24 protein-coding genes are annotated in these 24,813 nt (G+C 67.9%); 18 read left to right on the top strand and 6 right to left on the bottom strand.

The genetic code is table 11. The annotated features are described in order from the left end of the window. Window positions 1–76 precede the first annotated feature (76 nt). Window positions 77–3,637, top strand: coding sequence for a DNA polymerase III subunit alpha (gene dnaE, locus D472_RS0110815; protein ID WP_017604502.1), 3,561 nt, complete (start codon window positions 77–79; stop codon window positions 3,635–3,637). Between the two features lie 112 nt (window positions 3,638–3,749). On the opposite strand, the gene D472_RS0110810 is transcribed toward dnaE, so the two are convergent. Next, on the bottom strand, window positions 3,750–4,286 hold the full coding sequence (locus tag D472_RS0110810; protein ID WP_017604501.1) for a DinB family protein: 537 nt from the start codon (window positions 4,284–4,286) through the stop codon (window positions 3,750–3,752). A gap of 75 nt (window positions 4,287–4,361) precedes the next feature. Here D472_RS0110810 and D472_RS0110805 point away from each other — a divergent pair, with 75 nt between their 5' ends. Beyond that, entirely contained in the window at window positions 4,362–5,072 is a 711-nt protein-coding gene (locus tag D472_RS0110805; protein WP_017604500.1) for a hypothetical protein, read from the top strand. 33 nt (window positions 5,073–5,105) lie between these two features. On the opposite strand, the gene D472_RS0110800 is transcribed toward D472_RS0110805, so the two are convergent. The 4 genes from D472_RS0110800 to D472_RS0110785 form a co-directional block, all read right to left on the bottom strand. Further along, window positions 5,106–6,974 carry an AMP-dependent synthetase/ligase gene (locus D472_RS0110800; protein ID WP_017604499.1) on the bottom strand — a complete coding sequence of 623 codons (1,869 nt, stop codon included), beginning with the start codon at window positions 6,972–6,974 and terminating at the stop codon, window positions 5,106–5,108. Window positions 6,975–7,105: 131 nt separating this feature from the next. After that, window positions 7,106–7,591, bottom strand: coding sequence for a Cys-tRNA(Pro) deacylase (gene ybaK / locus D472_RS0110795; protein ID WP_017604498.1), 486 nt, complete (start codon window positions 7,589–7,591; stop codon window positions 7,106–7,108). Between the two features lie 68 nt (window positions 7,592–7,659). Beyond that, a complete protein-coding gene (locus D472_RS0110790) occupies window positions 7,660–8,442 on the bottom strand; it encodes an LON peptidase substrate-binding domain-containing protein (protein ID WP_017604497.1) in 783 nt (260 codons plus the stop codon). A gap of 85 nt (window positions 8,443–8,527) precedes the next feature. Next, on the bottom strand, window positions 8,528–9,088 hold the full coding sequence (locus tag D472_RS0110785) for a ferritin (protein WP_017604496.1): 561 nt from the start codon (window positions 9,086–9,088) through the stop codon (window positions 8,528–8,530). Window positions 9,089–9,433: 345 nt separating this feature from the next. Here D472_RS0110785 and hisD point away from each other — a divergent pair, with 345 nt between their 5' ends. The 9 genes from hisD to D472_RS0110740 all read left to right on the top strand — a co-directional run bounded on the left by hisD (window position 9,434) and on the right by D472_RS0110740 (window position 19,276). Next, on the top strand, window positions 9,434–10,741 hold the full coding sequence (gene hisD, locus D472_RS0110780) for a histidinol dehydrogenase (protein ID WP_017604495.1): 1,308 nt from the start codon (window positions 9,434–9,436) through the stop codon (window positions 10,739–10,741). A 99-nt stretch (window positions 10,742–10,840) separates the two neighbouring features. Continuing rightward, a complete protein-coding gene (locus D472_RS0110775) occupies window positions 10,841–11,920 on the top strand; it encodes a histidinol-phosphate transaminase (protein WP_017604494.1) in 1,080 nt (359 codons plus the stop codon). A 44-nt stretch (window positions 11,921–11,964) separates the two neighbouring features. Further along, on the top strand, window positions 11,965–12,558 hold the full coding sequence (gene hisB, locus D472_RS0110770; RefSeq protein ID WP_026117571.1) for an imidazoleglycerol-phosphate dehydratase HisB: 594 nt from the start codon (window positions 11,965–11,967) through the stop codon (window positions 12,556–12,558). Continuing rightward, window positions 12,559–12,720, top strand: a complete 162-nt coding sequence (locus D472_RS28630) for a hypothetical protein (RefSeq protein WP_017604492.1) — start codon at window positions 12,559–12,561, stop codon at window positions 12,718–12,720. A 14-nt stretch (window positions 12,721–12,734) separates the two neighbouring features. After that, window positions 12,735–13,388, top strand: a complete 654-nt coding sequence (hisH, locus tag D472_RS0110760; RefSeq protein ID WP_017604491.1) for an imidazole glycerol phosphate synthase subunit HisH — start codon at window positions 12,735–12,737, stop codon at window positions 13,386–13,388. 79 nt (window positions 13,389–13,467) lie between these two features. Next, window positions 13,468–14,223, top strand: coding sequence for a bifunctional 1-(5-phosphoribosyl)-5-((5-phosphoribosylamino)methylideneamino)imidazole-4-carboxamide isomerase/phosphoribosylanthranilate isomerase PriA (gene priA / locus D472_RS0110755; protein ID WP_017604490.1), 756 nt, complete (start codon window positions 13,468–13,470; stop codon window positions 14,221–14,223). Beyond that, complete coding sequence (gene hisF / locus D472_RS0110750; protein WP_017604489.1) at window positions 14,223–14,996, top strand: imidazole glycerol phosphate synthase subunit HisF; 774 nt, start codon at window positions 14,223–14,225, stop codon at window positions 14,994–14,996. The genes priA and hisF overlap by 1 nt, the downstream gene beginning before the upstream one ends. Before the next feature lie 426 nt (window positions 14,997–15,422). Then, window positions 15,423–17,429, top strand: a complete 2,007-nt coding sequence (locus D472_RS0110745) for an ABC transporter ATP-binding protein (RefSeq protein ID WP_026117569.1) — start codon at window positions 15,423–15,425, stop codon at window positions 17,427–17,429. Then, a complete protein-coding gene (locus D472_RS0110740) occupies window positions 17,426–19,276 on the top strand; it encodes an ABC transporter ATP-binding protein (protein WP_017604487.1) in 1,851 nt (616 codons plus the stop codon). Before D472_RS0110745 ends, D472_RS0110740 begins: the two co-directional genes overlap by 4 nt. 45 nt (window positions 19,277–19,321) lie before the next feature. Here D472_RS0110740 and D472_RS0110735 read toward each other — a convergent pair whose 3' ends face one another. Then, window positions 19,322–20,320 carry a hypothetical protein gene (locus D472_RS0110735; RefSeq protein WP_017604486.1) on the bottom strand — a complete coding sequence of 333 codons (999 nt, stop codon included), beginning with the start codon at window positions 20,318–20,320 and terminating at the stop codon, window positions 19,322–19,324. A 179-nt stretch (window positions 20,321–20,499) separates the two neighbouring features. Between D472_RS0110735 and hisI the strand changes: the two genes are divergently transcribed. From hisI to D472_RS0110700, 7 genes are all read left to right on the top strand, one after another. Continuing rightward, window positions 20,500–20,844 (top strand): phosphoribosyl-AMP cyclohydrolase, encoded by a 345-nt coding sequence (hisI, locus tag D472_RS0110730; protein WP_017604485.1) that lies wholly within the window; start codon window positions 20,500–20,502, stop codon window positions 20,842–20,844. After that, window positions 20,841–21,554 carry a Trp biosynthesis-associated membrane protein gene (locus D472_RS0110725; RefSeq protein ID WP_017604484.1) on the top strand — a complete coding sequence of 238 codons (714 nt, stop codon included), beginning with the start codon at window positions 20,841–20,843 and terminating at the stop codon, window positions 21,552–21,554. The genes hisI and D472_RS0110725 overlap by 4 nt, the downstream gene beginning before the upstream one ends. After that, a complete protein-coding gene (locus D472_RS0110720; protein ID WP_017604483.1) occupies window positions 21,554–21,841 on the top strand; it encodes an HGxxPAAW family protein in 288 nt (95 codons plus the stop codon). Before D472_RS0110725 ends, D472_RS0110720 begins: the two co-directional genes overlap by 1 nt. Before the next feature lie 269 nt (window positions 21,842–22,110). Next, on the top strand, window positions 22,111–22,500 hold the full coding sequence (locus D472_RS0110715) for a CD225/dispanin family protein (protein WP_017604482.1): 390 nt from the start codon (window positions 22,111–22,113) through the stop codon (window positions 22,498–22,500). A 132-nt stretch (window positions 22,501–22,632) separates the two neighbouring features. Continuing rightward, window positions 22,633–23,139, top strand: coding sequence for a DUF2752 domain-containing protein (locus tag D472_RS0110710; protein ID WP_083903436.1), 507 nt, complete (start codon window positions 22,633–22,635; stop codon window positions 23,137–23,139). Window positions 23,140–23,306: 167 nt separating this feature from the next. After that, window positions 23,307–24,113: an indole-3-glycerol phosphate synthase TrpC gene (gene trpC, locus D472_RS0110705; protein WP_017604480.1), complete on the top strand. Its 807-nt coding sequence runs from the start codon at window positions 23,307–23,309 to the stop codon at window positions 24,111–24,113. 235 nt (window positions 24,114–24,348) lie between these two features. Further along, a partial coding sequence (locus tag D472_RS0110700; protein WP_017604479.1) for a pyridoxal-phosphate dependent enzyme occupies window positions 24,349–24,813 on the top strand: 465 nt, incomplete at its 3' end.

Genomic DNA, 24,813 nt, shown 5'->3' with positions numbered 1-24,813 from the left:
GGCCCGAACGTCGTGGGGAAGTCGTAGGCTCGGGAAACATCACCTGTCCGTCCACTCATTCGGGGGCACACGCGTCATGGCCGACTCCTTCGCACATCTGCACGTCCACACCGAGTACTCGATGCTCGACGGGGCGGCGAAGTTGAAGCCCTTGTTCAAGGAGGCGGCGCGACTGGAGATGCCCGCCGTGGCCATGACCGACCACGGCAACATGTTCGGTGCCTACGAGTTCTACCAGCAGTCCAAGGGCACGGGCGTGACGCCCATCATCGGCATCGAGGCCTACGTCGCCCCCGAGTCGCGCTTCCACAAGAAACGGGTCTTCTGGGGCCGCTCCAACACCTCCGACGACGCCTCGGCCGAGGGCGGCAAGGACATCTCCGGGGGTGGGCGCTACCTTCACATGACCATGCTCGCCGAGAACGAGACGGGCCTGCGCAACCTCTTCAAGATGTCATCGCTGGCGTCCATGGAGGGCTACTACATGAAGCCCCGCATGGACCTGGACCTGATGGCCGAACACAGCGAGGGCGTCATCGTCTCCACCGGTTGTCCTTCCGGCGGCGTGCAGACGCGCCTGCGATTGGGACAGGAGAAGGAGGCCATCGACTACGCCGCCAAACTCCAGGACATCTTCGGCAGGGAGAACGTCTTCTTGGAGCTGATGGACCACGGCGTACCGATCGAGAAGGAGGTTCGCGACGGCCTGCTCAAGGTCGGCCGCGAACTGGACATCCCCCCGCTGGTCACCAACGACTCCCACTACGTCTACGAGTCCCAGGCCTCGGCGCACGACGCCCTCCTGGCCGTGGGCGTGGGAAAGAACCTGGACGATCCCACCCGCTTCCGGTTCAACGGTTCGGGCTACTACCTCAAGTCCGCCGACGAGATGCGCGGCCTACTCGACTTCGACGAGTGGGCACAGGGCTGCAAGAACACCCTGCTCATCGCCGAACGTGTCCACCCCGGCGCCTACGACAACGTCTTCGCTCACCGCGACCTGATGCCGGTCTACCCGGTTCCGGAGGGGGAAACGCAATCTTCTTGGCTGGCCAAGGAGGTCGAGCGGCTCATCCCGACCCGCTACCCGGACGGGATCAACGACGCCATCCGTCAAAGGATCGACTTCGAGCTCGGCATCATCAACGAGATGGGCTTCCCGGCCTACTTCCTGGTGGTCTCCGACATCTGTCTGTACGCCCGTAAGAACGGGATCGCACTGGGTCCGGGTCGTGGTTCGGCCGCCGGCTCGATGATCGCCTACCTGCTGGGCATCACCGACCTGGACCCGTTGGAGCACGGCCTGCTGTTCGAGCGGTTCCTCAATCCCGAACGTGTGACCATGCCCGACGTCGACCTGGACTTCGATGAGCGTCGGCGCGGCGAGATGATCGAGTACGTCACCCGTCTGTACGGCGAGGAGCGCGTCGCGCAGATCCTCACCTTCGGCACCATCAAGGCCAAGGCGGCCATCAAGGACTCCACTCGCATCCTGGGCATGCCCTACTCCACCGGCGACGCCATCACCAAGGCGTTCCCGGCCCCGGTGGGCGGCAACGAGATTCCGTTGGACGCGGTGTACAACACCGAGCACGAGCGCTACCCGGAGACCACCGAGCTGCGCAACCTGATCGAGAACGACCCCCAGGTCAACAAGGTCATGGAGACCGCGCGGGGCATCGAGGGCCTGACTCGCGGTACGGGCGTACACGCCGCAGGCGTCATCCTGTCCAAGGAGCCGCTGCTCGACGTCATCCCGCTGCACAAGCGCGACACCGACGGCGCCATCATCACGGGCTTTCCCTACCCTCAGTGTGAGGACATGGGTCTGCTCAAGATGGACTTCCTGGGTCTGCGCAACCTGACGATCATGGACGACGCGGTCAAGTCCATCAAGGAGGCCGAGGGGGTCGACATCGACCTCGCGCAGCTGCCCCTGGACGACGAGAAGACCTACCAGCTGCTCTCTCGGGGCGACACCCTGGGCGTGTTCCAGCTGGATGGCGGCGCCATGCGCAACCTGCTCAAACGCATGCAGCCCAAGAAGTTCGGTGACATCGCGGCCGTCCTCTCCCTGTACCGACCCGGCCCGATGGCGGCCAACGCCCACAACGACTACGCCGACCGATCGAACGGGCGTCAGGACGTTTCTCCCATTCACCCCGAACTCAAGGACGCCCTGGAACCGATCCTGGGTGAGACCTTCCACCTGCTCGTCTACCAGGAGCAGATCATGGCCATCGCCCAACAGCTGGCCGGGTACAGCCTGGGCGGCGCGGACCTGATGCGCCGGGCGATGGGCAAGAAGAAGAAGGAGGCCCTGGAGAAGGAGTACGAGAAGTTCTCCACCGGCATGACGGAGAAGGGATTCTCCAAGGAGGCCATGCAGGCCCTGTGGGACGTCATGCTCCCCTTCGCGGGCTACGCCTTCAACAAGTCGCACGCCGCCGGGTACGGCCTGGTCTCCTACTGGACCGCCTACCTCAAGGCCAACTACCCGGCCGCCTACATGTCGGCGCTGCTGACCTCGGTCAGTGACGACAAGGACAAGATGGCGGTATATCTGGCCGAGTGTCGTACCCAGGGCATCAAGGTGCTGCCCCCCGACGTCAACGAGTCGGGTCTGCGGTTCACCCCGGTGGGTTCCGACATCCGCTTCGGCATGGGCGGGGTCCGCAACGTGGGCGCCAACGTCGTCAACTCGATCGTCAAGACCCGCACCGAGAAGGGCAAGTACACCTCCTTCACCGACTTCCTGTCCAAGATCGAGCTGGCCGCGTGCAACAAGAGGGTCATCGAATCCCTCATCAAGGCCGGCGGGTTCGACTCCTTGGGGCAGCCCCGGCGTGAGCTGTACCGGCACCACGAGACGGCGGTGGACGGCATGATCAGCTCCAAGAAACAGGAAGCGAACGGCCAGTTCGATCTGTTCGGTGGCGGGGACGAGCCCGACTCCGCGCCCATCGGACTGAACATCCAGTGGGGCGATGAGGAGTGGGACCGCAAGACCAAGCTCGCCTTCGAGCGGGAGATGTTGGGCCTGTACGTGTCCAGCCACCCGTTGGCCGGGGCCGAACGGGTCCTGGCCCGTTCCCGGGACACCTCCATCGCCCAGATCGTCGCCGGAGACCTGGCCCGTGAACGCGGTGAGGTGCGCATCTCCGGACTCATCTCCAAGGTGGACAAGCGCACCAACAAGGCCGGTAACCAGTGGGCGATCGCCACGGTGGAGGACTTGGACTCCAGCATGGAGGTGTTGTTCTTCCCCAAGACGTACCCGCTGTACGTGGAGGCCTTGCTGGAGGACACAGCGGTCACGGTCAAGGGTCGGCTCAACGACAGGGACGGCACGTGGTCGATGTTCGCCTCGGAGATGTCGATCCTGGACATCTCGCACATCACCGAAGGGGAGCCGCCGGTCCTGCTCAGCGTGGACGAGAAGAGGCTTTCCCCAGAGCTCATCGGTGACCTGCGCCAGGTGCTCAGCACCCACAAGGGCGACACCCCCGTGCGGATTCGGGTGGACAACCCGGTGCGTTCGCGGATCTACGCGCTGGAGCGGTACTCGGTGCGGATCTCTCCGGAGTTCAACGGTGAGGTGAAGAGCCTGCTGGGGGCCTACTCGGTCGACTATTGACCCAGTCGGTGGTCGTCGCTGCGACCACCACGGGGCCCGGGCGGTATCACCGATCGCCCGGGCCCCGAAGTCGTGGCCAGGGCGCTCACGAGTCCCTCCGACTCCGGCCCGCTCACTGGCCGGTGGTTCCGTCGGCGAGCTCCCGAAGCAGGTCCAGGTGCCCGTTGTGTCGGGCGGTCTCCTCGATCATGTGGGTGAGCACCCAACGCAGGGTGGGTCGATCGCGACCGTCGTGCAGGGTACGTCGGGCGGAGTTGCCCAACTCCAGGCCGGAGGTGATCCGCCGGGAACGCTCGCACTGCCGCTCGTACTCGGCCAGGAGTTCGTCCAAGGGCCGCTCGGCTCCAACCCGGAACTCCCCGTCGGGGTCCTCCCGCGAATAGGGCGCCACATCCGGTTGGCCGAGCATCACCACCTCGAACCAGAACGCCTCCACCCAGCGAAGGTGGGACACGACGCCACCGATGGTGGTCATGGGCGAGGTCGCGATCGGTGCGGCCGAGGACAGGGCCGGGTCCAGTTCGGCGCACTTGTGGTGCACGGTGGCGCGGTGCCGGTCCAACCAGGCCGGCAGCATCGTCCGTTCGTCCGCCGCCATGGGGGGAATGACACGCTTGGGTGGGGTCTGGGGGCCGCTCTTGTCGTCCATGCGGGTATTGTCCTTCGGGTCGTGACCGGTAGCCACTGGTTTTCGGCCGATGTGGACACGAAGGGGGCACACGGGGTGAAGACGCAGCGGGACCGCGCGGATGCTTCGGGAGCGGGGCGTGCCTTGCTCGTGGGGGCGTGTGCGCTCGGGGCGGTGGTCCTGCTCGGCGTGGCCCTGGGACCGTTGTGGTGGTGGATCGCTCCCCGCCCCGAGGTGACCGCCTTGGGCGAGGGGAACGTCTTCCCCGGAACCTCCCAGGACGTCTTCGCGATGGAGGGCCACTACGTCCTCATCACCGCCGTGGCCGGCGTCGTCACCGGTTACTCCTGCTACATGGTGCAGTTCTTTCTGGCCGAGCGGCGGATGCAGGACCTTCGTCTGCCCGTGCTGTTGGCGAGCTTCCTGGGTGCGGCCGTGGCCGCCCTATTGGTCTGGCGGATCGGTGTGGCCCTGGACGCTCCCGCGCGAGAGGCGGTGCTGACGGCGGCCCCCGGCGAGGCCGTCACCGCGGCGCTCCGGCTACAGGCCACCGCGTTCGTGGTCGTGTGGCCCTTCGTCCACGTTCTTCAGTACGGTTTGTTGGACGGCATCAGTCTGTTGCGTTCCGATCAGCCGGGTGTGCCCGGACCCGATCCGGCTCCGGAGGTTCCTGGTTCGGACGCCCCCGGCTCGGGTGCTTCGGCCGTGGACGGCCAGGCGGTCGCACCTCCCACCACGGACACCCGGGCGAACTCCGCCTTCCCCGAACGAAAGCGGGCCGAAGGATCAAAGGACCCTCGTTCCTGACCTCGCTCACGGAGTCCGTTCACAAAGTGCCGATCACAGGACTTGGACCGTTTCCTCGTACATGTCGTCGAGCAGGTCGGCGTACTTCTCCTCGACCGCCCTACGGCGCATCTTCAGACTCGGCGTGATCTCTCCTGCCTCCACGGTCAGCTCGTTGGGCAAAATCGTGAAGTACTTGATCGTCTCGTGCCGGGGCAGCCCTTCGTTGAGTTCGTCGATGGACTCTTGGAGCATCCGACGGACCTTGGGTTCCTTGGTCAGGCCGGTGTAGTCGAGTGCTTCGAGGCCGTTGGTCCGGGCCCAGACGTCGATCGCCTCGGGATCCAAGGCCACCAGCGCCACACAGTAGGGGCGCCGGTCACCGTGCACGATCAAGTTGCTCACGTACGGACACAGGGCCTTGAAGCGGCTCTCGATGCTCTGGGGCGCCACGTACTTACCGCCGGAGGTCTTGATCAGCTCCTTCTTCCGGTCGGTGATGCGTAGGCGACCGTTCTCCAACGTGCCGATGTCACCGGTGGCGAACCAGCCGTCCTCGGTGAGCACGGCCTCGGTGGAGCCTGAGAGGTTGTGGTAGCCGCGCATGAGGTTGGCGCCGCGTAGCAGCACCTCGCCGTCCTCGGCGATCCTGACCTCGGTGCCGGGCAGAGGTAGCCCCACCGTTCCGAAGCGCACGTCACCGGGCCGGTTGAGGAAGGCCCCGGCCGAGGTCTCGGTCAGCCCGTACCCCTCCAAGATGGTGATCCCGGCCCCGTAGAAGAACCGGCCGATCTCGGGAGAGAGCGGGGCACTGCCTGACACGAAGAACTTCAGCCGGCCGCCGAATCGCTCCCGCAACCTGGAGAACACCAACCGGTCGGCCACCCTGTGCCGGACGGCGAGCACGCCCCTGGGCTCTTTTCCCCCTTCCCGTACTCGTGCCACCTGGTCGCCCACGCCCACGGCCCACTTGAAGACCCGGTACTTGGCCGCGCCGCCCTCCTTGGCTTGCATGACGACCTTGTTGAAGACCTTCTCGAAGATACGGGGCGCCGCCGCCATGAAGGTCGGTCGCACGACGGCCAGGTTGTCCACGATCTTGTCCACGCGCCCGTCCACGACGGTCTTGAACCCGATCCTCAGCTGGCTGACCAGCATGACCTTGCCGAAGGCGTGCGCCAGGGGGAGCCACAGGTACTGCAGGTCCTCCAGGGTGATCATCTCCTGGCCGTGGGCGCGCGCCTCCTCGTCCATGACCGCGAGCGCCTGTGCCTCGTAGAGCCAGTTGGCCTGGTCCAAGCGCACGCCTTTGGGTCGGCCGGTGGTGCCGGAGGTGTAGATCAGGGTCGCCAGGTGGTCGGATCGGACCGAGGCGACCAATTCGTCGAACAGCTCCGGTCTTTCGGCGTGTAGCGCGGTGCCGATCTCCTCCAGTTGGGTCAGGCTCATGACCCAGTCGTCGTCGCCACCGGCCTCACCCTCGAAAGCGATGACCTTGGACAGGCCAGGCATGGCGGAGCGCTGTTCGATCAGCTTGGCGACCTGTTCGTCGTTCTCGGCGAAAGCCAGCATGCTGCCGGAATCGGAGACGATGTAGGCGCAGTCCGGCGCGGGGGAGGTGGGGTAGATGGTGGTGGAGGCGCCGCCCGCGCACAGGATCGCCAGGTCGGCGAGTATCCACTCGATACGGGTGTTGGACGAGATGGCGCAACGGGCCTGAGCGGTCACTCCCAGCGAGTGCAATCCAAGGGCCATGGCGCGCACGCGGTCGCGGGTCTGGTTCCAGGTGAGGGTCTGCCAGGTGTCGGGACCACCGTCGGGAGAAGGGGTGGGAAAAGCGAACGCCTCCCGTTCTCCGGATTCGGTGACGCGGGAGGCGAACATGTCGGGGACGGACGCGTAGGGGGGTGCGATGTTGCCCATGTCACAAAACTACCCCCGAGTAGGGGGGTGGGCAATAGACCGTTCGTCGATGTGCGAAGGTCCACCACCCCCTGTGTTCCAGCCGGTACGAGCAGGTGTCGCGGCTCACTCCGCCCTCTGGCTCAGGACCCTCAAGGGGTCGCGATGGGGGCGGTGATCGCCTCCGTCAGCTTGAGCAGATCCGTCGGGGTCAGTTCCATCTGCAGCCCGCGCCGTCCCGCCGACACATAGACCGACGTCAGCGTCCTCACCGAGGAGTCGATCACCGTACGCAGCCGCTTGCGCTGCCCCAACGGGCTGATACCGCCACGCACGTATCCGGTGATCTTTTCGGCCCGGCCCGGGGCGACCATCGTCGCCCGTTTACCTCCGACCGCCGCCGCCAACGCTTTGAGGTCCAGCGATCCACTGACCGGTACCACTCCGACGGTGAACTCGCCGTCCACCTCGGTCACCAAGGTCTTGAACACCTGCCGATGCGGTATCCCGAGCGCGTCGGCGGCGTCGGTGCCATAGGAGTGACCGTCGCTTTCGCCTCGAACCTCGTAGGGATGCAGGGTGTAGGTCGTCTTGGTCCGTCCGGCGGCCACGGTCGCGGGTGTGGCTTTTCCACTCATGGGTCACCTGGGCCTTCCACGTACTGGTCGATGGGTTGCGGGCAGGCTAATGCACCGGTGGTGTTCAACTAGTTGAAGGAGACACCGTTGTCGAGGAAGGGGCCGGCGGGAAGGTTGGGCAGGGTGGGGGCGGCCACGATCCGGTTCTCGCGGCGCAGGAAGCGGGAGAGGAGGGCCAACCGGACCGCGGCGTCCTTGGCCTCCAACAGTCGTTGCTTCTCCACGGGGTCCAACACCACCGCTGCGGCCGCCGCGTGGGACAACCCGATCGGGTCTCCAGGCAGGTCATGGGAGGTTTCCAGGGCCATGCCGATCTCGGAGAGCCGTCCAAGGTAGACCCCGTACAGGTCACGCACCCGCTCGGCGTGTTCCTTGGCGTCCGGCCCCAAGGGCTCGGGCAGCAACGAGACCGAAGCGGTCGAGTAGCCGTCGCGGGAGGAGGGGTCGACCTTCGACAGCTCCGTGATCCGGAACCGGGTGCCGCCCTCGACCACCAGGTCGTAGCGGCCGTCCTCATAGGTGCGCACGTCGCGTACGACGGCGGTACACCCGATGGTGCTGACCAGGGGCAGGGAAGGGTCGCGGCTCTCGCTCCGGGTGTGCGGGACCCCGGTATCGGCCCCCGCGGCGCCCTGACCGGACTCGCTCGCCACCTCGTGTCCCAGCTCGATCCACACGACACCGAAACGGGCCGGGCCCCGGCCACGGCCACCGGAGTCGCCTCCGGTCAAGGTCGGTCCGAGCAACTCCGACACCAGGTTCGTGTACCGCTGCTCGAAGATGTGCAAAGGGATGCTCATCCCCGGGAACAGCACCGTGTTCAGTGGGAAGATCGGCAGGGCCTCAGGCATGTTCCCAGTATGCCCGCCGCGCGCTCCCACGGCGGCGCCCCGCCCGGTCCCGGGCGGGGCGCGTTCGCCTTTGGATCACCGTGGTTCAGGACACCGAGGGGCCGGCGGTGCCGGGTGCGTTCTGACCGGCGTCGTCCTCGCTGGGCATGTCGCGAGCGACAAAGGTCTCCACGTCGAACAGGTTGCCGTTGGCCCGATCCACGACGTTGAGAAGGGTCGACATCTTGGCGACCTCTTCGACTTGTTCCTGGATGAACCACTGCAGGAACTGCTCGCCGGTGTAGTCCTCCTCGTCGCGGGCCACCTTGGCCAGGTTCTGGAACTGATCGCTCACCTGGCGCTCTTGGCGCAGGGCCAAGGCGACCAGATCACGACTGACCGCGAAATCGGTCTCGATCGCGTCGATCCCGGGGAGGGCGAACGCCACGTCGTTGTCGAGCAGATACCGCACGATCATCATCGCGTGGTCTCGCTCCTCGAGGGATTGCTCGTAGAAGACCCTGGCCAGTTGAGGCAGGTCCTGGTCGTCGAACCAGGCGGCGATCGCCACGTATTGGTGCGAGGCGGTGAACTCGTGCCGCACCTGGTCGACGAGGAGTCGATGGAACTTGGAAAGGCCGCTATCACCGGTCGTGTTGGAAGTCATGGCATCATGATAACGCATTCAAAAGTATTTAGCGAAATACCCGAAAGGGGTGAAGAATTTGTTAGGGAAGCCTTTCTGAAGATTAATTAGGTAAGGTAATCCAAAGTTAGGTGACGCTCATTCAAGGTTTGTCTGGCGACTTTGTTCACGCTTGACCCGACCTGCTCTGGTGGGCGAGGTCAGGCCCTGTTCCGCGAAACCGGTGAAGGCGTCACGGGTGTGATCGCCAAAGAAGGAGGCGCCGGCCGCCAGGCCGTCCGTTGGGGGCGGTGGGGCGAGGGGTGTGGTGTCCATCATCGGGACGTGAGCGCCCGCCGCTCGGGCCACGCCCCCTAGACTGGGACCGTGATCAGTCGAATCGACCTCCGAGGTTCCACAGGTGACCCGCGCGACGCCCTTCCGCGCGCCGAGATCAATGTGGCGGACGCCACCGAACGCGTCCGTCCCATCGTCGAGGACGTACGCCATCGTGGAACCGAGGCCCTGATCGAACTCGCCGAACGTTTCGACGGCGTGCGACTCACCAACATCCGGGTCCCCGAGGAGGCCATCACCGGCGCCTTGGCCGAACTCGACCCCGCCGTGCGCGCCGCGCTCACCGAATCCATTCGACGTGCCCGCAAGGTCCACGCCGCCCAACGTCGGCGCGACCACACCACTCAGGTCGTACCCGGCGGCACCGTCACCGAGAAGTGGATCCCGGTCGACCGGGTGGGCCTGTACGTGCCGGGTGGCCGCGCCGTCTACCCCTCCAGCGTCATCATGAACGTCGTGCCGGCCCAGGAAGCGGGCGTCCCCTCGCTGGCGGTCACCTCCCCACCACAAAAGGACTTCGGCGGCCTGCCACACCCGACCATCCTCGCCGCCTGCGCCCTGCTGGGCGTCGACGAGGTCTACGCCGTCGGTGGCGCCCAGGCCGTGGCGATGTTCGCCCACGGTACTCAGGACTGCCGCCGGGCGGACATGGTCACAGGACCCGGCAACATTTGGGTCGCCGCCGCCAAGCGCCTGCTCAAGGGGACCATCGGCATCGACGCCGAGGCGGGCCCCACCGAGATCGCGATCCTGGCCGACCACACCGCGGACCCCGATTACGTCGCGGCCGACCTCATCAGCCAGGCCGAACACGACGTCGTCGCCGCCTCCGTCCTGGTGACCCCGGACGAGGCGCTGGCCGACAAGGTCGTCGAGCGCCTCACCGAACGAGTGGCCGCCACGCGGCACAGCGATCGGGTCCGTGAGGCCCTGGCCGGTCCCCAGTCCGGCATCGTCCTGGTCGACGACCTGGACCACGGCCTGGCCGTCGTGGACGCCTACGCCGCCGAGCACCTTCAGATCATGACGACCGACGCTCCCGCCCGAGCCGACCGGGTGCGCAACGCCGGCGCGATCTTCGTGGGCGACCATTCCCCGGTCTCCCTCGGCGACTACGCCGCGGGCTCCAACCACGTGCTGCCCACCGGCGGCTGTGCCTGTCACACCGGCGGCCTGAGCGTGCAGACGTTCCTGCGCGGGGTCCACGTCGTCCACTACGACCGTGACGCGTTGGCCGACGTCGCCCACCACGTCATCACCCTGGCCGAAGCCGAGGACCTGCCCGCGCACGGCGAGGCCGTCGCCGCACGCGTGGGTCCGGGCACCGTCCAGGACTGACAACACACCCGATGGAGCGGGCGAATCGGATGCCCCACGACCACCACGGTCACCGGGGTCCGCCCGCCCCTCCCACAACCGACCACGAGTGTGAAACCAGTGAGCTTCACCCTGAACGACCTACCGCTCCGTGAGGACCTGCGCGGGCGCTCGCCCTATGGCGCACCCCAGTTGGACGTGCCGGTGGTCCTCAACACCAACGAGAACCCGCACGCTCCCTCCCCGGCCCTGGCCAAGGCGATGTCCGAGGCGGTCGCCGAGACCGCCCTGGGCTTGAACCGCTACCCCGACCGGGACGCGGTTCGCCTGCGTGAGGACCTGGCCGCCTACCTCGGCCACGGACTGGGCTCCGCCAACGTCTGGGCCGCCAACGGATCCAACGAGATCCTCCAGCAGCTGCTCCAAGCCTTCGGCGGTCCGGGACGCACCGCCATGGGGTTCGAACCCTCTTACTCCATGCACCCGATCATCTCCCGGGCCACCGGGACCGAGTGGGTGTCGGTGCCGCGTGACGCCGACTTTCGGATCGACATCGACAGGGCCCTGGCGGCCGTCGCCGAACACCGACCCAGCGTCGTCTTCCTCACCTCGCCCAACAACCCCACTGGTACCGCCCTGGAACTCGACGCCATCGAGCGCCTGGCCCAGGCCGCCCCCGGCGTGGTGGTCGTGGACGAGGCCTACGCCGAATTCCGCCGCGAGGGTACCCCCAGCGCCTTGACCTTGCTGGACCAACACCCCAAGGTCATCGTCTCGCGCACTATGTCCAAGGCCTTCGCGCTGGCCGGGGCGCGGGTGGGCTACCTCGCCGCCCACCCGGCGGTCGTCGACGCCCTCCAGCTGGTCCGTCTGCCCTATCACCTGTCCGCCGTGACCCAGGCGGTGGCGATCACCGCGCTGGGACACGCCGATGAACTGCTCGGCGCCGTCGCCGATCTGCGCGCCGAACGCGACGACCTCGTGGCGTGGCTGCGTGCGCAGGGCTTCCGGGTCGCCGACTCCGACGCCAACTTCGTCCTGTTCGGGGAGTTCGAGGACCGCGCACGGGTCTGGCAGGACATGCTCGACCAGCAGGTCCTGATCCGTAACGTGGGTCCACCCGGATGGCTGCGTGTCACCATCGGCACCCCCGAGGAGATGGGCGCCTTTCGCGAGGCGCTCCTTGGGGCCACCAGGTGATGACCGCCCACGATCCTTCCTACCGCACCATCGAAAGAGTGACCATGAGCCGCACCGGACGCATCGAACGCGCAACCAAGGAAACCAAGGTCCTGGTCGAGGTCGACCTGGACGGAACCGGCATCGCCGACGTCTCCACCGGCGTCGGCTTCTACGACCACATGCTCGACCAGCTCGCCAAGCACGGCCTGTTCGACCTGACCGTGCGCACCGAGGGTGACCTGCACATCGATTCGCACCACACCATGGAGGACACCGCCCTGGCCTTGGGCGCCGCTTTCCGCGAGGCCCTGGGCGACCGCTCCGGCATTCGCCGTTTCGCCGACGTCAAGGTGCCGCTGGACGAAGCCTTGGCCGAGGTCACCGTCGACGTCTCCGGACGCCCTTACCTGGTGCACAGCGAACCCGAGGGCATGGCTCCGGTGATCGGTCGTGACTACGACACCACCATGACCCGCCACATCTTCGAGTCCTTCGTGGCCCAGGCGCGGGTGGCCTTGCACATCCACGTGCCCTATGGGCGCAACGCCCACCACATCGTAGAGGCCCAGTTCAAGGCCTTCGCCCGGGCCCTGCGCCTGGCCACCGAGAAGGACCCGCGCGTGACCTGGGTCCCCTCCACCAAGGGTGTCCTGTAGATGGACACCGATCTTTGGGGCCTGGCCCTCATCGTCCTCGGTGGTTTCCTCGCAGGTGGTGTCTACGCCATGTGGGGCAAGAGCCGCATGATCGCCGGTTGTCTGGCCGGGTGCGTGGCTCTGGCCATCCTCACCGGTGTGCTGCGGCTCGGTTACTTCTAGAAAGGCACACCCGTATGTCCTCACGTGTGGTCGTTCTCGACTACGGGTCGGGCAATCTGCGTTCGGCCCAACGCGCCATGGAGCGTACCGGCGCCGAGGTCACCGTCACCTCCGATCCCCGCACCGCGCTGGAGGCGGACGGCCTGGTCGTCCCCGGTGTGGGTGCCTTCAGCGCCTGCGTGGCCAGCCTCAAGAAGGCCGGCGGTGACCGCGTCATCGGTCGTCGCGTGGCCGGGGGCCGCCCCGTCCTGGGCATCTGCGTGGGTATGCAGGTCCTCTTCGAACGCGGTGTCGAACAGGCCGCCGTCCACGCAGAGGACGTAGCGACCGAGGGCTGTGGCGAGTGGCCCGGCACCGTTGAACGACTCAAGGCACCCGTGGTGCCCCACATGGGCTGGAACACCATCACCCCGCCCGAGAACTCACGCCTGTTCGCGGGACTGGCCCCCGAGGAGCGCTTCTACTTCGTGCACTCCTACGCGGTGCGCCACTGGGAGTTCGTCGCCTCCAGCGACCGTATCCCGGCTCCTGCGGTGACCTGGTCCGAACACGGCGAGCCGTTCGTGGCCGCCGTGGAGAACGGCCCGCTGAGCGCCACCCAGTTCCATCCGGAGAAGTCCGGTGACGCCGGGGCGCGTGTCCTGGCCAACTGGGTCGCCACCCTTTGAGGGGCCTGTGAACCGACGGCGCCCGAACGAAGAATCCCACACCGAACCGAGCACGAACACGAAGAAGGCGACAGGCAACATGACCGGCGAGCACACCACGTCGACCCACGCACTCGAACTGCTGCCCGCCGTGGACGTCGCGGGCGGCCAGGCCGTCCAGCTCGTCCAGGGCGAGGCCGACTCCGGCGGAAAGTACGGCGATCCCTACGAAGCCGCCATGACCTGGCAGAACGCCGGTGCCGAATGGATCCACCTGGTGGACCTGGACGCCGCCTTCGGACGCGGCCACAACCGTGACCTGTTGCGCGAGATCGTGGGCCGCCTCGACGTCAAGGTCGAGATGTCCGGTGGTATCCGTGACGACGAGTCGCTGGCCGCGGCCCTGGCCACCGGCTGCACACGGGTCAACATCGGCACGGCCGCCTTGGAGAACCCGCAATGGTGCGCCAGGATCATCGCCGAGCACGGTGACAGGATCGCCATCGGCCTGGACGTGCGCGGCACCACCCTGGCCGCCCGCGGTTGGACCCGCGAGGGTGGTGACCTCTTCCAGACCCTGGAGCGTCTGGAGGCCGAGGGCTGCGCCCGCTACGTGGTGACCGATGTCAACAAGGACGGCACTCTCAAGGGTCCCAACCTGGACCTGCTGCGCACGGTGTGCGAACGTACCGACAAGCCGGTGGTCGCCAGTGGTGGCGTGTCCAGCCTCGCCGACCTGGAGGCCATCGCCACCCTGGTCCCCCATGGAGTCGAGGGCGCCATCATGGGCACCGCACTGTACGAGGGAGCCTTCACCCTGGAGGACGCCCTGGCCTTGGTTCGGGGTGAGCGCTGATGAGCCTGGCCATCCGTGTCATTCCCTGCCTGGACGTGGACGCCGGGCGGGTCGTCAAGGGCGTCAACTTCGAGAACCTGCGCGATGCGGGTGATCCCGTGGAGTTGGCGGCCACCTACGACGCCGGGGGCGCCGACGAACTCACCTTCTTGGACGTGACCGCCTCCAGCGGTAACCGGGAGACCACCTACGACATGGTGCGGCGCACCGCCGAACAGGTGTTCATTCCGCTCACCGTCGGGGGAGGGGTGCGCACCACCGAGGACGTGGACCGACTGCTGCGGGTCGGCGCGGACAAGGTGGGGGTCAATACCGCCGCGATCGCCCGTCCGGAGCTGCTCGGGGAGATCGCCGAACGCTTCGGTCGCCAGGTCCTGGTGCTCTCCGCCGATGTGCGTCGGGTTCGCGAGGATGCCGCGCCCACCCCTAGCGGCTTCGAGGTCACCACGCACGGCGGGCGCAAGGGGGCCGGGATCGACGCCCTGGAGTGGTGCGAGCGCGCCGCCGAGTCGGGGGCTGGAGAGATCCTGCTCAACTCGATGGACGCGGACGGGACCAAGGCGGGGTTCGACCTGGAGCTGATCCGCAAGGTGCGAGCTCGTGTGGACGTACCCCTGATCGCCTCGGGCGGTGCGGGAGCGGTGGAGCACTTCGCTCCGGCGGTGGCCGCGGGCGCGGACGCGGTGCTGGCCGCGACCGTCTTCCACTTCGGGGAGTTCACGATCGCCGACGTCAAGCAGAGCCTGCGCGAGGCCGGGCACGTGGTCCGCTAGGTCCTCGTTCATGGGGTGGCGGTCTTCGCCCACCGCCACCCCGAGCCGTGACCGGTCCCGAACCCTCGAAGACCGAAGACCCGTAGGTGCGACGGCGCATGCCACGGTCCGGGATCCCCAGGGGCCCGGACCGTGGCATGTCCTCACTCCCTCGAAACTCCCTCGAATCCGCTCATCCTCGGCCATTCGCACACCACGGACCCCACGGCGAGTTCGAGTTGTGCGGAATAGCATGGGTGTGTCCTGTGCTGAAACAATCCGGTGGAAGCCGTCGGTGACGCTGGGTAGGTTGAGCCTCGACACCCCGGAGCATCCGAGCCCGCTCGATGCGCTCCGGGGCGTTCTCAATGCCGAGACGACCGATACCGGTGGCACGAAAGATCGCTTCCCGCACACGCGGGGATGATGTCCGGAAAGCGGGGGCGCATGGCGCAGGGTACGACGACGGCCGGGCCAAGGGAGCGGGAGGGCGGGACCGAGGACGCGATACGGCCCACACCTGGTCGAAGTGGACGGAGCCAGTACAAGCGGATCTTCACCCGTGGCCTACGGGTCCTGTGGGTCGCCGCCCGCACCGAGCCCTGGATCTTCCTCCTCGCCGTCGGCGGCGCCATGCTGCACGCGGCGGTCACGGTCGCCTCGGCCTCGGTCCTGGGGCACATCACCGACCACACCATCCTGCCCGCCTTCGACGCGGGCGAGACCACCGCCGCCGCGCTGACCGCGGCCGCGGCCCTGCTCTTGGCGGTCGGGCTCGGCAAGGCGGTCGGCCTGGCCGTCAGGCGCCTGCTCGCCGGATTCATGCAGTTCCGCATGCAAGCCCGATACCGGCGCTCCGTCGCCCGCAAGTACCTCGAACTCCCACTGTCCTGGCACCACCGCCATCCCACCGGACAGTTGCTCTCCAACGCCAACGCCGACGTCGAGGCCACTTGGCAGCCCTTGGCGCCCCTGCCCATGGTCGTCGGCAGTGTGTTCATGCTGGTCATCGCCGCCGTCGCCATGGTCGTCACCGACCCGATCCTGGCTCTGGTCGCTTTCGTCGTCTTCCCCCTCCTGGCCACCGCCAACGTCATCTTCCAACGCCGTGTCTCTCCGATGGCCTCCCACGCCCAGGCACTACGCGCCGAGGTCAGCGGGGTCGCCCACGAATCCTTCGACGGTGCCTTGGTCGTCAAGACCCTGGGTCGTGAGGACACCGAGACCGAACGCTTCACCGACGCCGCCCACCGCTTGCGCGACGCCCTCATCCAGGTCGGTCGCCTGCGCTCCATGTTCGATCCCTTCATGGAGGCTCTGCCCAACCTCGGAGTCCTGGCCGTTCTGCTCTTGGGCATGTGGCGCCTGTCCACCGGCGCAGTCGAACCCGGCGAACTCGTCCAAATCGCCTTCTTGTTCACCCTGTTGGCCCTGCCCATCCGCTCCTTCGGCTGGCTCCTGGGCGACCTGCCCCGCAGCGTCGTCGGCTGGGAGCGGGTCCAGTCCGTCCTGCGCTCGGACGGGGCCATGGTCTACGGCGACCGCACCCTGGAACCCTCCTCCCGCGGCGTGGCCTTGGAGGCCCGGGACGTCACCTTCTCCTACGCCGACGCCTACGACGCCGAGGGCGGCGGACGTGACCTCATGGACGAACCCGAAGAGGGCGAGCGCAACATCGTCCTCAACGGCGTCGACATCGACATCGCTCCCGGCCGCACCGTCGCCATCGTCGGGCCCACCGGAGCGGGCAAGTCCACCCTCACCACGGTCCTGATGCGCCTGGTCGACCCCGACACCGGAACCGTCTCCTACGATGGCGTCGACCTGCGCGACCTGGCCCGCGACCAGGTGCCCAAGACCGCGGCGCTCGTCCCACAGGGCACCTTCGTGTTCGAGGACAGCGTCCGCGACAACATCACCCTCGGCGCCGACATCGACGACGAACAGGTCTGGGCCGCCCTACGCTCGGCCCGCGCCGACGGATTCATCTTCGAACTCGACGGCGGCCTCGACGCCCGACTCGGTGAGAAGGGCACCACCCTCTCCGGAGGCCAACGGCAACGCCTGGCTCTGGCCAGGGCCATCGTTCGCCGGCCACGCCTGCTGATCATGGACGACGCCACCTCGGCGGTCGACCCGCAGGTCGAGGCCCAGATCCTCGCCGGCCTGCGCGAACGCGACGACTCGGCCACCGTGATCGTGGTCGCCTACCGCCGCGCCACCATCGAACTCGCCGACGAGGTGTTCTACATGGAGGGTGGTCGCGTCCTGGCCCGCGGCACCCATGAGGAACTACTCACCACATCACCCGGATACAACAGACTCGTCACCGCGTACGAACGTGCCTCCGCCGAGAGCGAGGCCGAGCGCGCCCCCGTCCCGGAGGAGCCAGGTCCGGCCGAACCGTACCGCCGTGGGCAGGACCCCGACGTCACCGAGGAGAACGACCGATGAGCGCACCCACACGGACCCGCGCCGATGACAGGTCGGGTCGGGCGGCCGATGGGCGGCGCCCCCAGCACGATCAGGCCCCGTCTTTGCACCGCAACGACGACAGCGCGATCGGCACGATCAAACGCGGCCTGCGCCTGTCCCCGGAGTTCGCCAAGGGGCTGTGGCTGACCCTGATCTTCGCGATGGTCGCCACCGCGGGCAAGGTGATCGTGCCCATCGCCGTCCAGCAGATCATCGACAACGGCATCGCCACCACCGACGGTCCCGACCTGGGGTTCGTCACCCGCATGGTGGCCACCTGCGCCGTGCTCCTGGTCGTCACCATGATCTGCTCGTTCCTGATGAACCTGCGCCTGTACCGGGCCACCGAGTCCGGTCTGGCCACCCTGCGCCGTAAGGCGTTCCGGCACGTCCATGACCTGTCCGTGCTCACTCAGAACAGTGAACGCAAGGGTGCCCTGGTCTCCCGAGTCACCGGTGACGTCGACCAGATCAGCCACTTCATGCAGTGGGGCGGCCTGCTCCTGCTGGTCAGCACCGGCCAACTCCTGGTCGCCACCACCCTCATGGCGATCTACTCCTGGGAACTCACCCTTGTGGTGTGGGTCTGCTTCCTGCCGCTGCTCTTCGGTGTGCGCTGGCTGCAAAAGCTTCTGTCCAAGGCCTACCTCAAGGTCCGTGAACGCACCGGTGACATGCTCGGCGCCATCGGTGAGACCGTCATGGGTGCCGCCGTCATCCGCGCCCACGGCGTCGAAGAGCGCACCGCCGACCGCATCGACACCACCGTCCTGGCCACCCGCAAGGCCCAGGTCAAGGCCCAACGCCTGTCCATGGCGGTCTCGCCCTTCGCCGAGATCGTCGCCGCCATCGCCAACGCGGCGGTGGTCCTGGTCGGCGTCGGCCTGGGCGTGGGTGGTGACCTGACCGCCGGTCAGCTCATCGCCTTCCTGTTCCTCATGACGCTGTTCGTGCAGCCCATGATGATGGCCACCGAGATCTTCAATGAGGCCCAGAACGCCATCGCCGGCTGGCGGCGTGTCCTGGGCGTACTGGACACCGTCCCCGACATCGCCGACCCGGGCGAGGCCGGCCGTGTCCTGCCGCGCGGGCCCGTCAGGGTCGACTTCGACCACGTGACCTACTCCTACCCGGAGGGCCCCGTCGTCTTGGACGACATCAGTGTCCGCATCACTCCGGGAACTCGGTTGGCGGTCGTCGGCGAGACCGGCTCGGGCAAGACCACCTTCGTCAAACTCCTCACCCGCCTGATGGACCCCGAGAGCGGCACCGTGCGGCTGGACGACACCGACCTACGGGAGGTCGCCTTCTCCTCCCTGCGCAGCCGGGTGGTCATGGTGCCCCAGGAAGGCTTCCTCTTCGACAGTTCCTTGGGCGACAACATCCGCTTCGCTCGCCCCGAGAGCACCGACGCCGAACTGGAGGCGGCCGTCACCGAACTCGGTCTGGCCGACTGGCTGGGCAGCCTCGCCCATGGACTGGACACGCCGGTGGGCCAGCGCGGCGAATCCCTGTCGGCGGGGGAACGCCAACTCGTCGCTCTCGTGCGCGCCTACATCGCCGACCCGGACCTGCTCGTTCTGGACGAGGCCACCTCGGCCGTGGACCCGCACACCGAGATGCGCATCCAGCGCGCCCTGGACCGGCTCACCCGCGGCCGAACCTCGGTCGCGATCGCCCACCGACTGTCCACCGCCGAGGCCGCCGACCGGGTCCTGGTCTTCGACGACGGCAGGATCGTCCAGAGCGGCTCCCACGACGAACTGGTCGAGCGGCCCGGGGTGTACGCCGACCTGTACGCCTCCTGGGTGCGTTCCTCCGCCTGATGCGAACTCTCGGGGCCCGCCCTCGCGGAGGTTTGGGTCAAGACCTCAGCGGTCCGAAATGCTCCACCAGTGGGCGGCCAACAACTCCGCCGCCAGGGGTTCGGTCAGCAGGCTCACGTCCGGGTCGCCATCACCCGGGTAGCGCAGCGTCAACGCCGCCCCCGGCACGCGTTCGCGGCCGGGGGTGGCGCCCACCGCCACGAACGTGCCCCGCAGTTGGCCCAGGTGTTCGGCGAACCGTTGGTCGTAGGAAGACCCGGCGAACAGCAGTGCCCGGTAGTCCGTGACCGCCGCCAAGTGACGATCGGTGTGCGACCACTCGCCGGTCTCCGCCGCGTGCGCCAGCCGGATCGGCCCACGACGCAGCACTTGGACCCCCTGCCCGGCCGAGGCCAGACGCTCCGCCGGTGCCACCAGGTGCACCCCGGCGGGGGAATCCAGCACCCGGGCCGCCTTGGGCACCCACTCCGCTGCCTCGTCCAACAAGGTCCGCGCCGCGTTGGCCGCCCGCATCAACAACCCGGGGAAGTTCCCACTACCACCCACCGGAGCCCCCAACCGGTGCCCGAGCAGCAACAACAGGGCCAAGGCGTGCTGGTAGGCACGGCACCCCAATCCGGCCTCCTCCTCGCCGGAGTGCAACGGCACCAACAGGTCCGCGTAACGCGCCACCACCACATCGGGGTGCGGGGCCAGCACCACCACGGGGGAGCGCCCCACGTACCGGTCCAGCACCGTGCTCAACTCCCGCTGGCCCTCACCCAGGGTCACCGCCACCACCAGCGTCTCAGCGTCGGTCGGAGGTTCCTCCCCGGAGGTGGAGGAGTCCGCGGTCGCGCCGACTCCGGCCCGGCGCAACCGCGCGGCGGCCACCTCGCAGGCCCGCCGTGCCGGTCCCAGGCCGAGGAAGCGAACCGACGCGGGCTCATCGTCCAACAGGGCGGGCAACGCGGCGTAGGGGTCCCAACGGGGAAAGCGCCGGGCGAGCGCGGTCAGCGCGTCGGGCTTGCCCGCCAGGTCGGCGGTCAAGGACTCGGAGGTCACGGTAGGGGCTCCAGGTCATCGGGGGCGGGTCGCGGACGAGTGCGTCGGTACCGGGACGCGCCGAGGGGGTGCGTGCTCGCGTCCCAAGGTGTGCACGCTCGCACTCTAGGGCGTGCGCGCCACACCGTTGAGCAGTACCCGGTGAGCAGCGCTCCGGCCACGGCCATAACCTGGAAGGCATGAGCGTCACCAACCTCGACCCGGACATCGCCGCTCGTCTGAAGCGGACTCCGGACGGCCTCGTCCCCGCCGTGGTGCAACAGCACGACAGCGGGGAGGTCCTCATGCTCGCCTGGATGGACGACGAGGCGCTGCATCGCACCCTCACCACACGCGAGGCCACCTATTGGTCCCGCAGCAGGGGGGAGTACTGGGTCAAGGGCGCGACCTCCGGCAACACCCAGCGTGTGGTGTCGGTCGCACTCGACTGCGACGGCGACACACTGTTGATTCAGGTCGATCAGACCGGAGCGGCCTGTCACACCGGTGAGCACACCTGCTTCGACGCGGGGCGGCTGCTGTGAGCGACGGCACGAGCACCACCCGCATTCGCCGAGAGTACGGCGTCGCCACCCTCCTCATGGCCGCTGGTGCCGCACTGTTGCTGGCCGCTTCCGGTCGGGTGTGGGTGCAGGGCCTGCTCGGTTCACCAGGACCGGTGGCCCCCGTCCCGGTCGAGATCACCGGAGGTGACCTCGCCGGGGCCCTCAGTGGCCTGGGTTGGACGGGGCTCGCCGCGATCGCCGGCCTGTACGCCGCACGCTCCTGGGCGCGACGCGTGGTGGCCGTGCTCGTGATGGCCTGTGGCGTGTTCGCGCTCACCACCCTGTGGGCGGCGACCCGCCCCGAGACCCTGATCGGCGCGGTCGCCGAATCCGCCACCGACACCGCCGGAACCGGTGAGGTCGTGGGGAGCCCCGACATCAGCCTCCTGGGGCCGGTCATGGCCGCGGCCGGAGCCCTCATGCTGGTTCTGAGCGGGCTGGCCGCGGTTGTCCGCGCCCCTGTCTGGCCAGGTATGGGCACCCGGTACGATCGGGACGCCGCACCCCGTCCGAGCCAGGCGCGCACACCCGCCGACCTGTGGAAATCGCTGGACGCCGGTGACGACCCCACACTTGACGCCCCGGGCGATGGCACGCCCGCCGCATCGGTGGACCGAGCCGAGCCCGGGGACGACACCGAACCCGCACCGCCGGTCGACCGGCGGGCCGAACCGAAGGAGAGCCACTGATGGCCGACGCGCACCACGAAGAACACGACGACCACGGAAACACCATCTCCGCCTGGTTCCTCACCATCACCTGGATCGTGGCCTGGGCCGTGGCCGCCGTGGCCGTGATCGCCGGTGGCGCCCTGGTGACATGGACCATCGTCGCCCTGGTCGCCAGTGTCCTGTTCTCGGTCGTCGCCGGTGTGATGAAGAAGGCCGGCATGGGCCGCAAGGCGCCCCGCCCGGTGCCGCCCACACGCGAAGAGTGGGAAGCCTCCCGTAAGGCCCAGGCCACGGAAAGTAAGTAGCCGACGAATGGGGCAGGGCGGAAAAACGCAGCTCACAACGGATGAGTAACGGGAAATAGACGAATGTCCCGTGTGACGGGTACATTCTCAGGACCGGCCTCGTCAGCCGCTTCGACACCGACCGGCGCTGTCTCGCCAAAGCGGAACCGTTCGAAGTGGCGGGTTCCTCAGAGTCCGGTGACCCCCGGCCCTGCCCCTTGTTGGGACGACGTGTGCTCAGGCCATGTCGGGCTGAAACCCTTGTCCTCTTTCGGAAAGACTCTCCACTCATGAGCTATGGTCCTCCGCCCCCCGGCAACCCCGGCCCGCCCCCGCCCCCTGGTGGTGGCCCCGGGGGGTACGGTCCTCCGCCCGGTGGCCCCGGGGGGTACGGTCCTCCGCCCGGTGGCCCCGGCGGTACCGCGCCTGACAACGGCCTCGTCTGGGCCATCGTCGCCATCTTCTGCTGCTGGCCCTTCGCGATCCCCGCGATCATCAATGCCGCCAAGGTCAACGACCTGTGGAACCGCGGTGACCAGACCGGCGCCTACGAGGCCCAGACCAACGCCAAGAAGTGGACGAAGATCGCTTTCATCGTCGGTGGCATCCTCTGGGTCCTCGGTATCGTCCTCAACATCTTCTCCATCATGCTGGCGGCGAGCACTCCGGCCTACTACTAGGCGGACGACGGTCGCCCATCAATGGGATTCTCGCCCCCGGTCACCGTTTCGGAGTCCGGGGGCGCGTTCGATGGCCGTACCCCTATTCTGGAAAACGTGTACTCCGAGAACACGCCCGACGAGCGACCCACCATGGAGTCCCCCTCGGCGGTCGCCACCGATCCCGAGGCAGCCCCCACACCACCCTCGTTCAAGGAACGCCTGCAACGGCGTCTGCTGAACCTGCACCCGGCGGTGTGGCCGGTGGGTCTGGGAGTGGTCGGCCTGGCCGGTGCCACTTTGCTCCACTTCGTGGACCCCAACGAACCGGGAAACTACCCCACTTGTCCGTGGTTGCTGCTCACCGGAACCTTCTGCCCTGGCTGCGGCACCATGCGGGCGGTCGCCCTCACCACCCACGGCGACTTCCTCGGCGCGATCAGCATGAACCCCCTCCTGCTCTTCCTGGTGCCCTACGTCTTGTGGACCTATGGGTCGTGGCTCGTCCGCTCGATCCGGCCGCCCAAGCGCCATCCCAAGCTCACCCCGGGCTGGTTCCTATGGCTCATGGGCATCACCATCACCGCGTTCTGGATCCTGCGCAACCTGCCCTGGTTCTCCTTCTTGGCCCCCGGTACCCCGCTGTTGCCCACCTGGTGAACCGAAACGGCCCACCCGGCGGGGTCGACGACCTCCCCGGCCACGGGGGTGGATACGATGGCCAACACACGGTGTGACGGTGGTCCACCCGAACCCACCGAGCCGATCCGCGTCCCAAGCGCTGGACCGGCCACCGCGATCCGACCTTCACGAGGGAGCTAGAACTGGTGAGCGTGCTCGACGAGATCCTCGACGGAGTACGCGCCGACCTGGCGCAGCGCCAGCAGGACCTGCCGTTGGAGCGCCTCAAGGCCCAGGCCGAGTCGGCGCCCGCACCCAAGGACGCCGAGGCCACCCTGCGTCGTCCCGGCGTCCACGTGATCGCCGAGGTCAAGCGTGCCAGCCCCTCCAAGGGCCCGCTCGCGACCATCGACGACCCGGCCGCGTTGGCCCGCGAGTACGAGGCGGGCGGTGCCACCTGGATCAGCGTGCTCACCGAGCAGCGCCGCTTCAACGGAAGCCTCGCCGACCTCCAGGCGGTCCACGCCGCCGTCGACGTCCCCTTGCTGCGCAAGGACTTCGTGGTCAGCTCCTACCAACTGTGGGAGGCCCGCGTCTTCGGTGCCTCCGCCGTCCTGCTCATCGTCGCCGCTCTGCCCCAGGAGGCCCTGGTCTCCTTGGTCGAGCGGGCGTGCTCGCTGGGCCTGACCCCCCTGGTCGAGGTCCACGACGAAGAGGAGGTCGCCCGCGCACTGGACGCCGGTGCCACCGTCATCGGGGTCAACGCGCGCAACCTCAAGACCCTCGAGGTGGATCGGGACACCTTCTCCCGACTCGCCCCGCTCATCCCCGCCGATCGCGTCAGAATCGCCGAATCCGGAATCCGAGGCCCGCACGACCTGCTGGCCTACGCCGGTGCCGGGGCCGGAGCGGTCCTGGTGGGCGAGAGCCTGGTGCGCGGACGTGACCCGCGCGAGGCCGTCGCCGACCTGGTCACCGCCGGAGCCCACCCCGCTCTGCGAGACCGGAGCTGAGGAACATCGATGGGAACGACGACGGCGCACCTCGCCCACACGCTCCATCGCAGATGGCGATGGCTCTAGGGAGCCCGTAGACACACCTGTCCGCGGGTTCCCATCGCCGCGTCGACCCGAACCCACGGCGTCGCCCGAGCCAGGCGGCGCCCCAGCGGTCGGCACGCGGCACCTCCGCGGCCCGGAGTCGGCGGAGGGACGCCGCGGTCGGCCTCCTTTCGTAGGAGAACTTCCCATGAGCCATGCTCAACCGGTGCCCGACGCCGGGGGGCACTACGGTCGCTTCGGCGGTCGATTCGCCCCCGAGGCCCTCATCGCCGCCCTCGACGAGGTCGAGGCCGAATGGGCCAAGGCCAAGGACGATCCCACCTTCCAAGCCGAGTTCGACCACCTGCTGAAGAGCTACGCCGGCCGGCCCAGCCTGCTCACCGAGGCCCGCAACTTCTCCGAACACGCCGGTGGGGCGCGCGTCCTGCTCAAGCGGGAGGATCTCAACCACACCGGCTCGCACAAGATCAACAACGTGCTCGGCCAGGCCCTGCTCACCAAACGCATGGGCAAGACCCGCGTCATCGCCGAGACCGGAGCCGGACAGCACGGAGTGGCCACCGCCACCGCCTGCGCCCTGCTCGGCCTGGAGTGCCGCATCTACATGGGGGAGGAGGACACCCGGCGCCAAGCACTCAACGTCGCCCGTATG

The organism is Nocardiopsis alkaliphila YIM 80379, assembly GCF_000341005.1.
GTDB classification, from domain to species: Bacteria; Actinomycetota; Actinomycetes; order Streptosporangiales; family Streptosporangiaceae; genus Nocardiopsis; species Nocardiopsis alkaliphila.
Note: the sequence above shows the minus strand (reverse complement) of the source record. Positions and strands in the feature narration are given on the sequence as shown.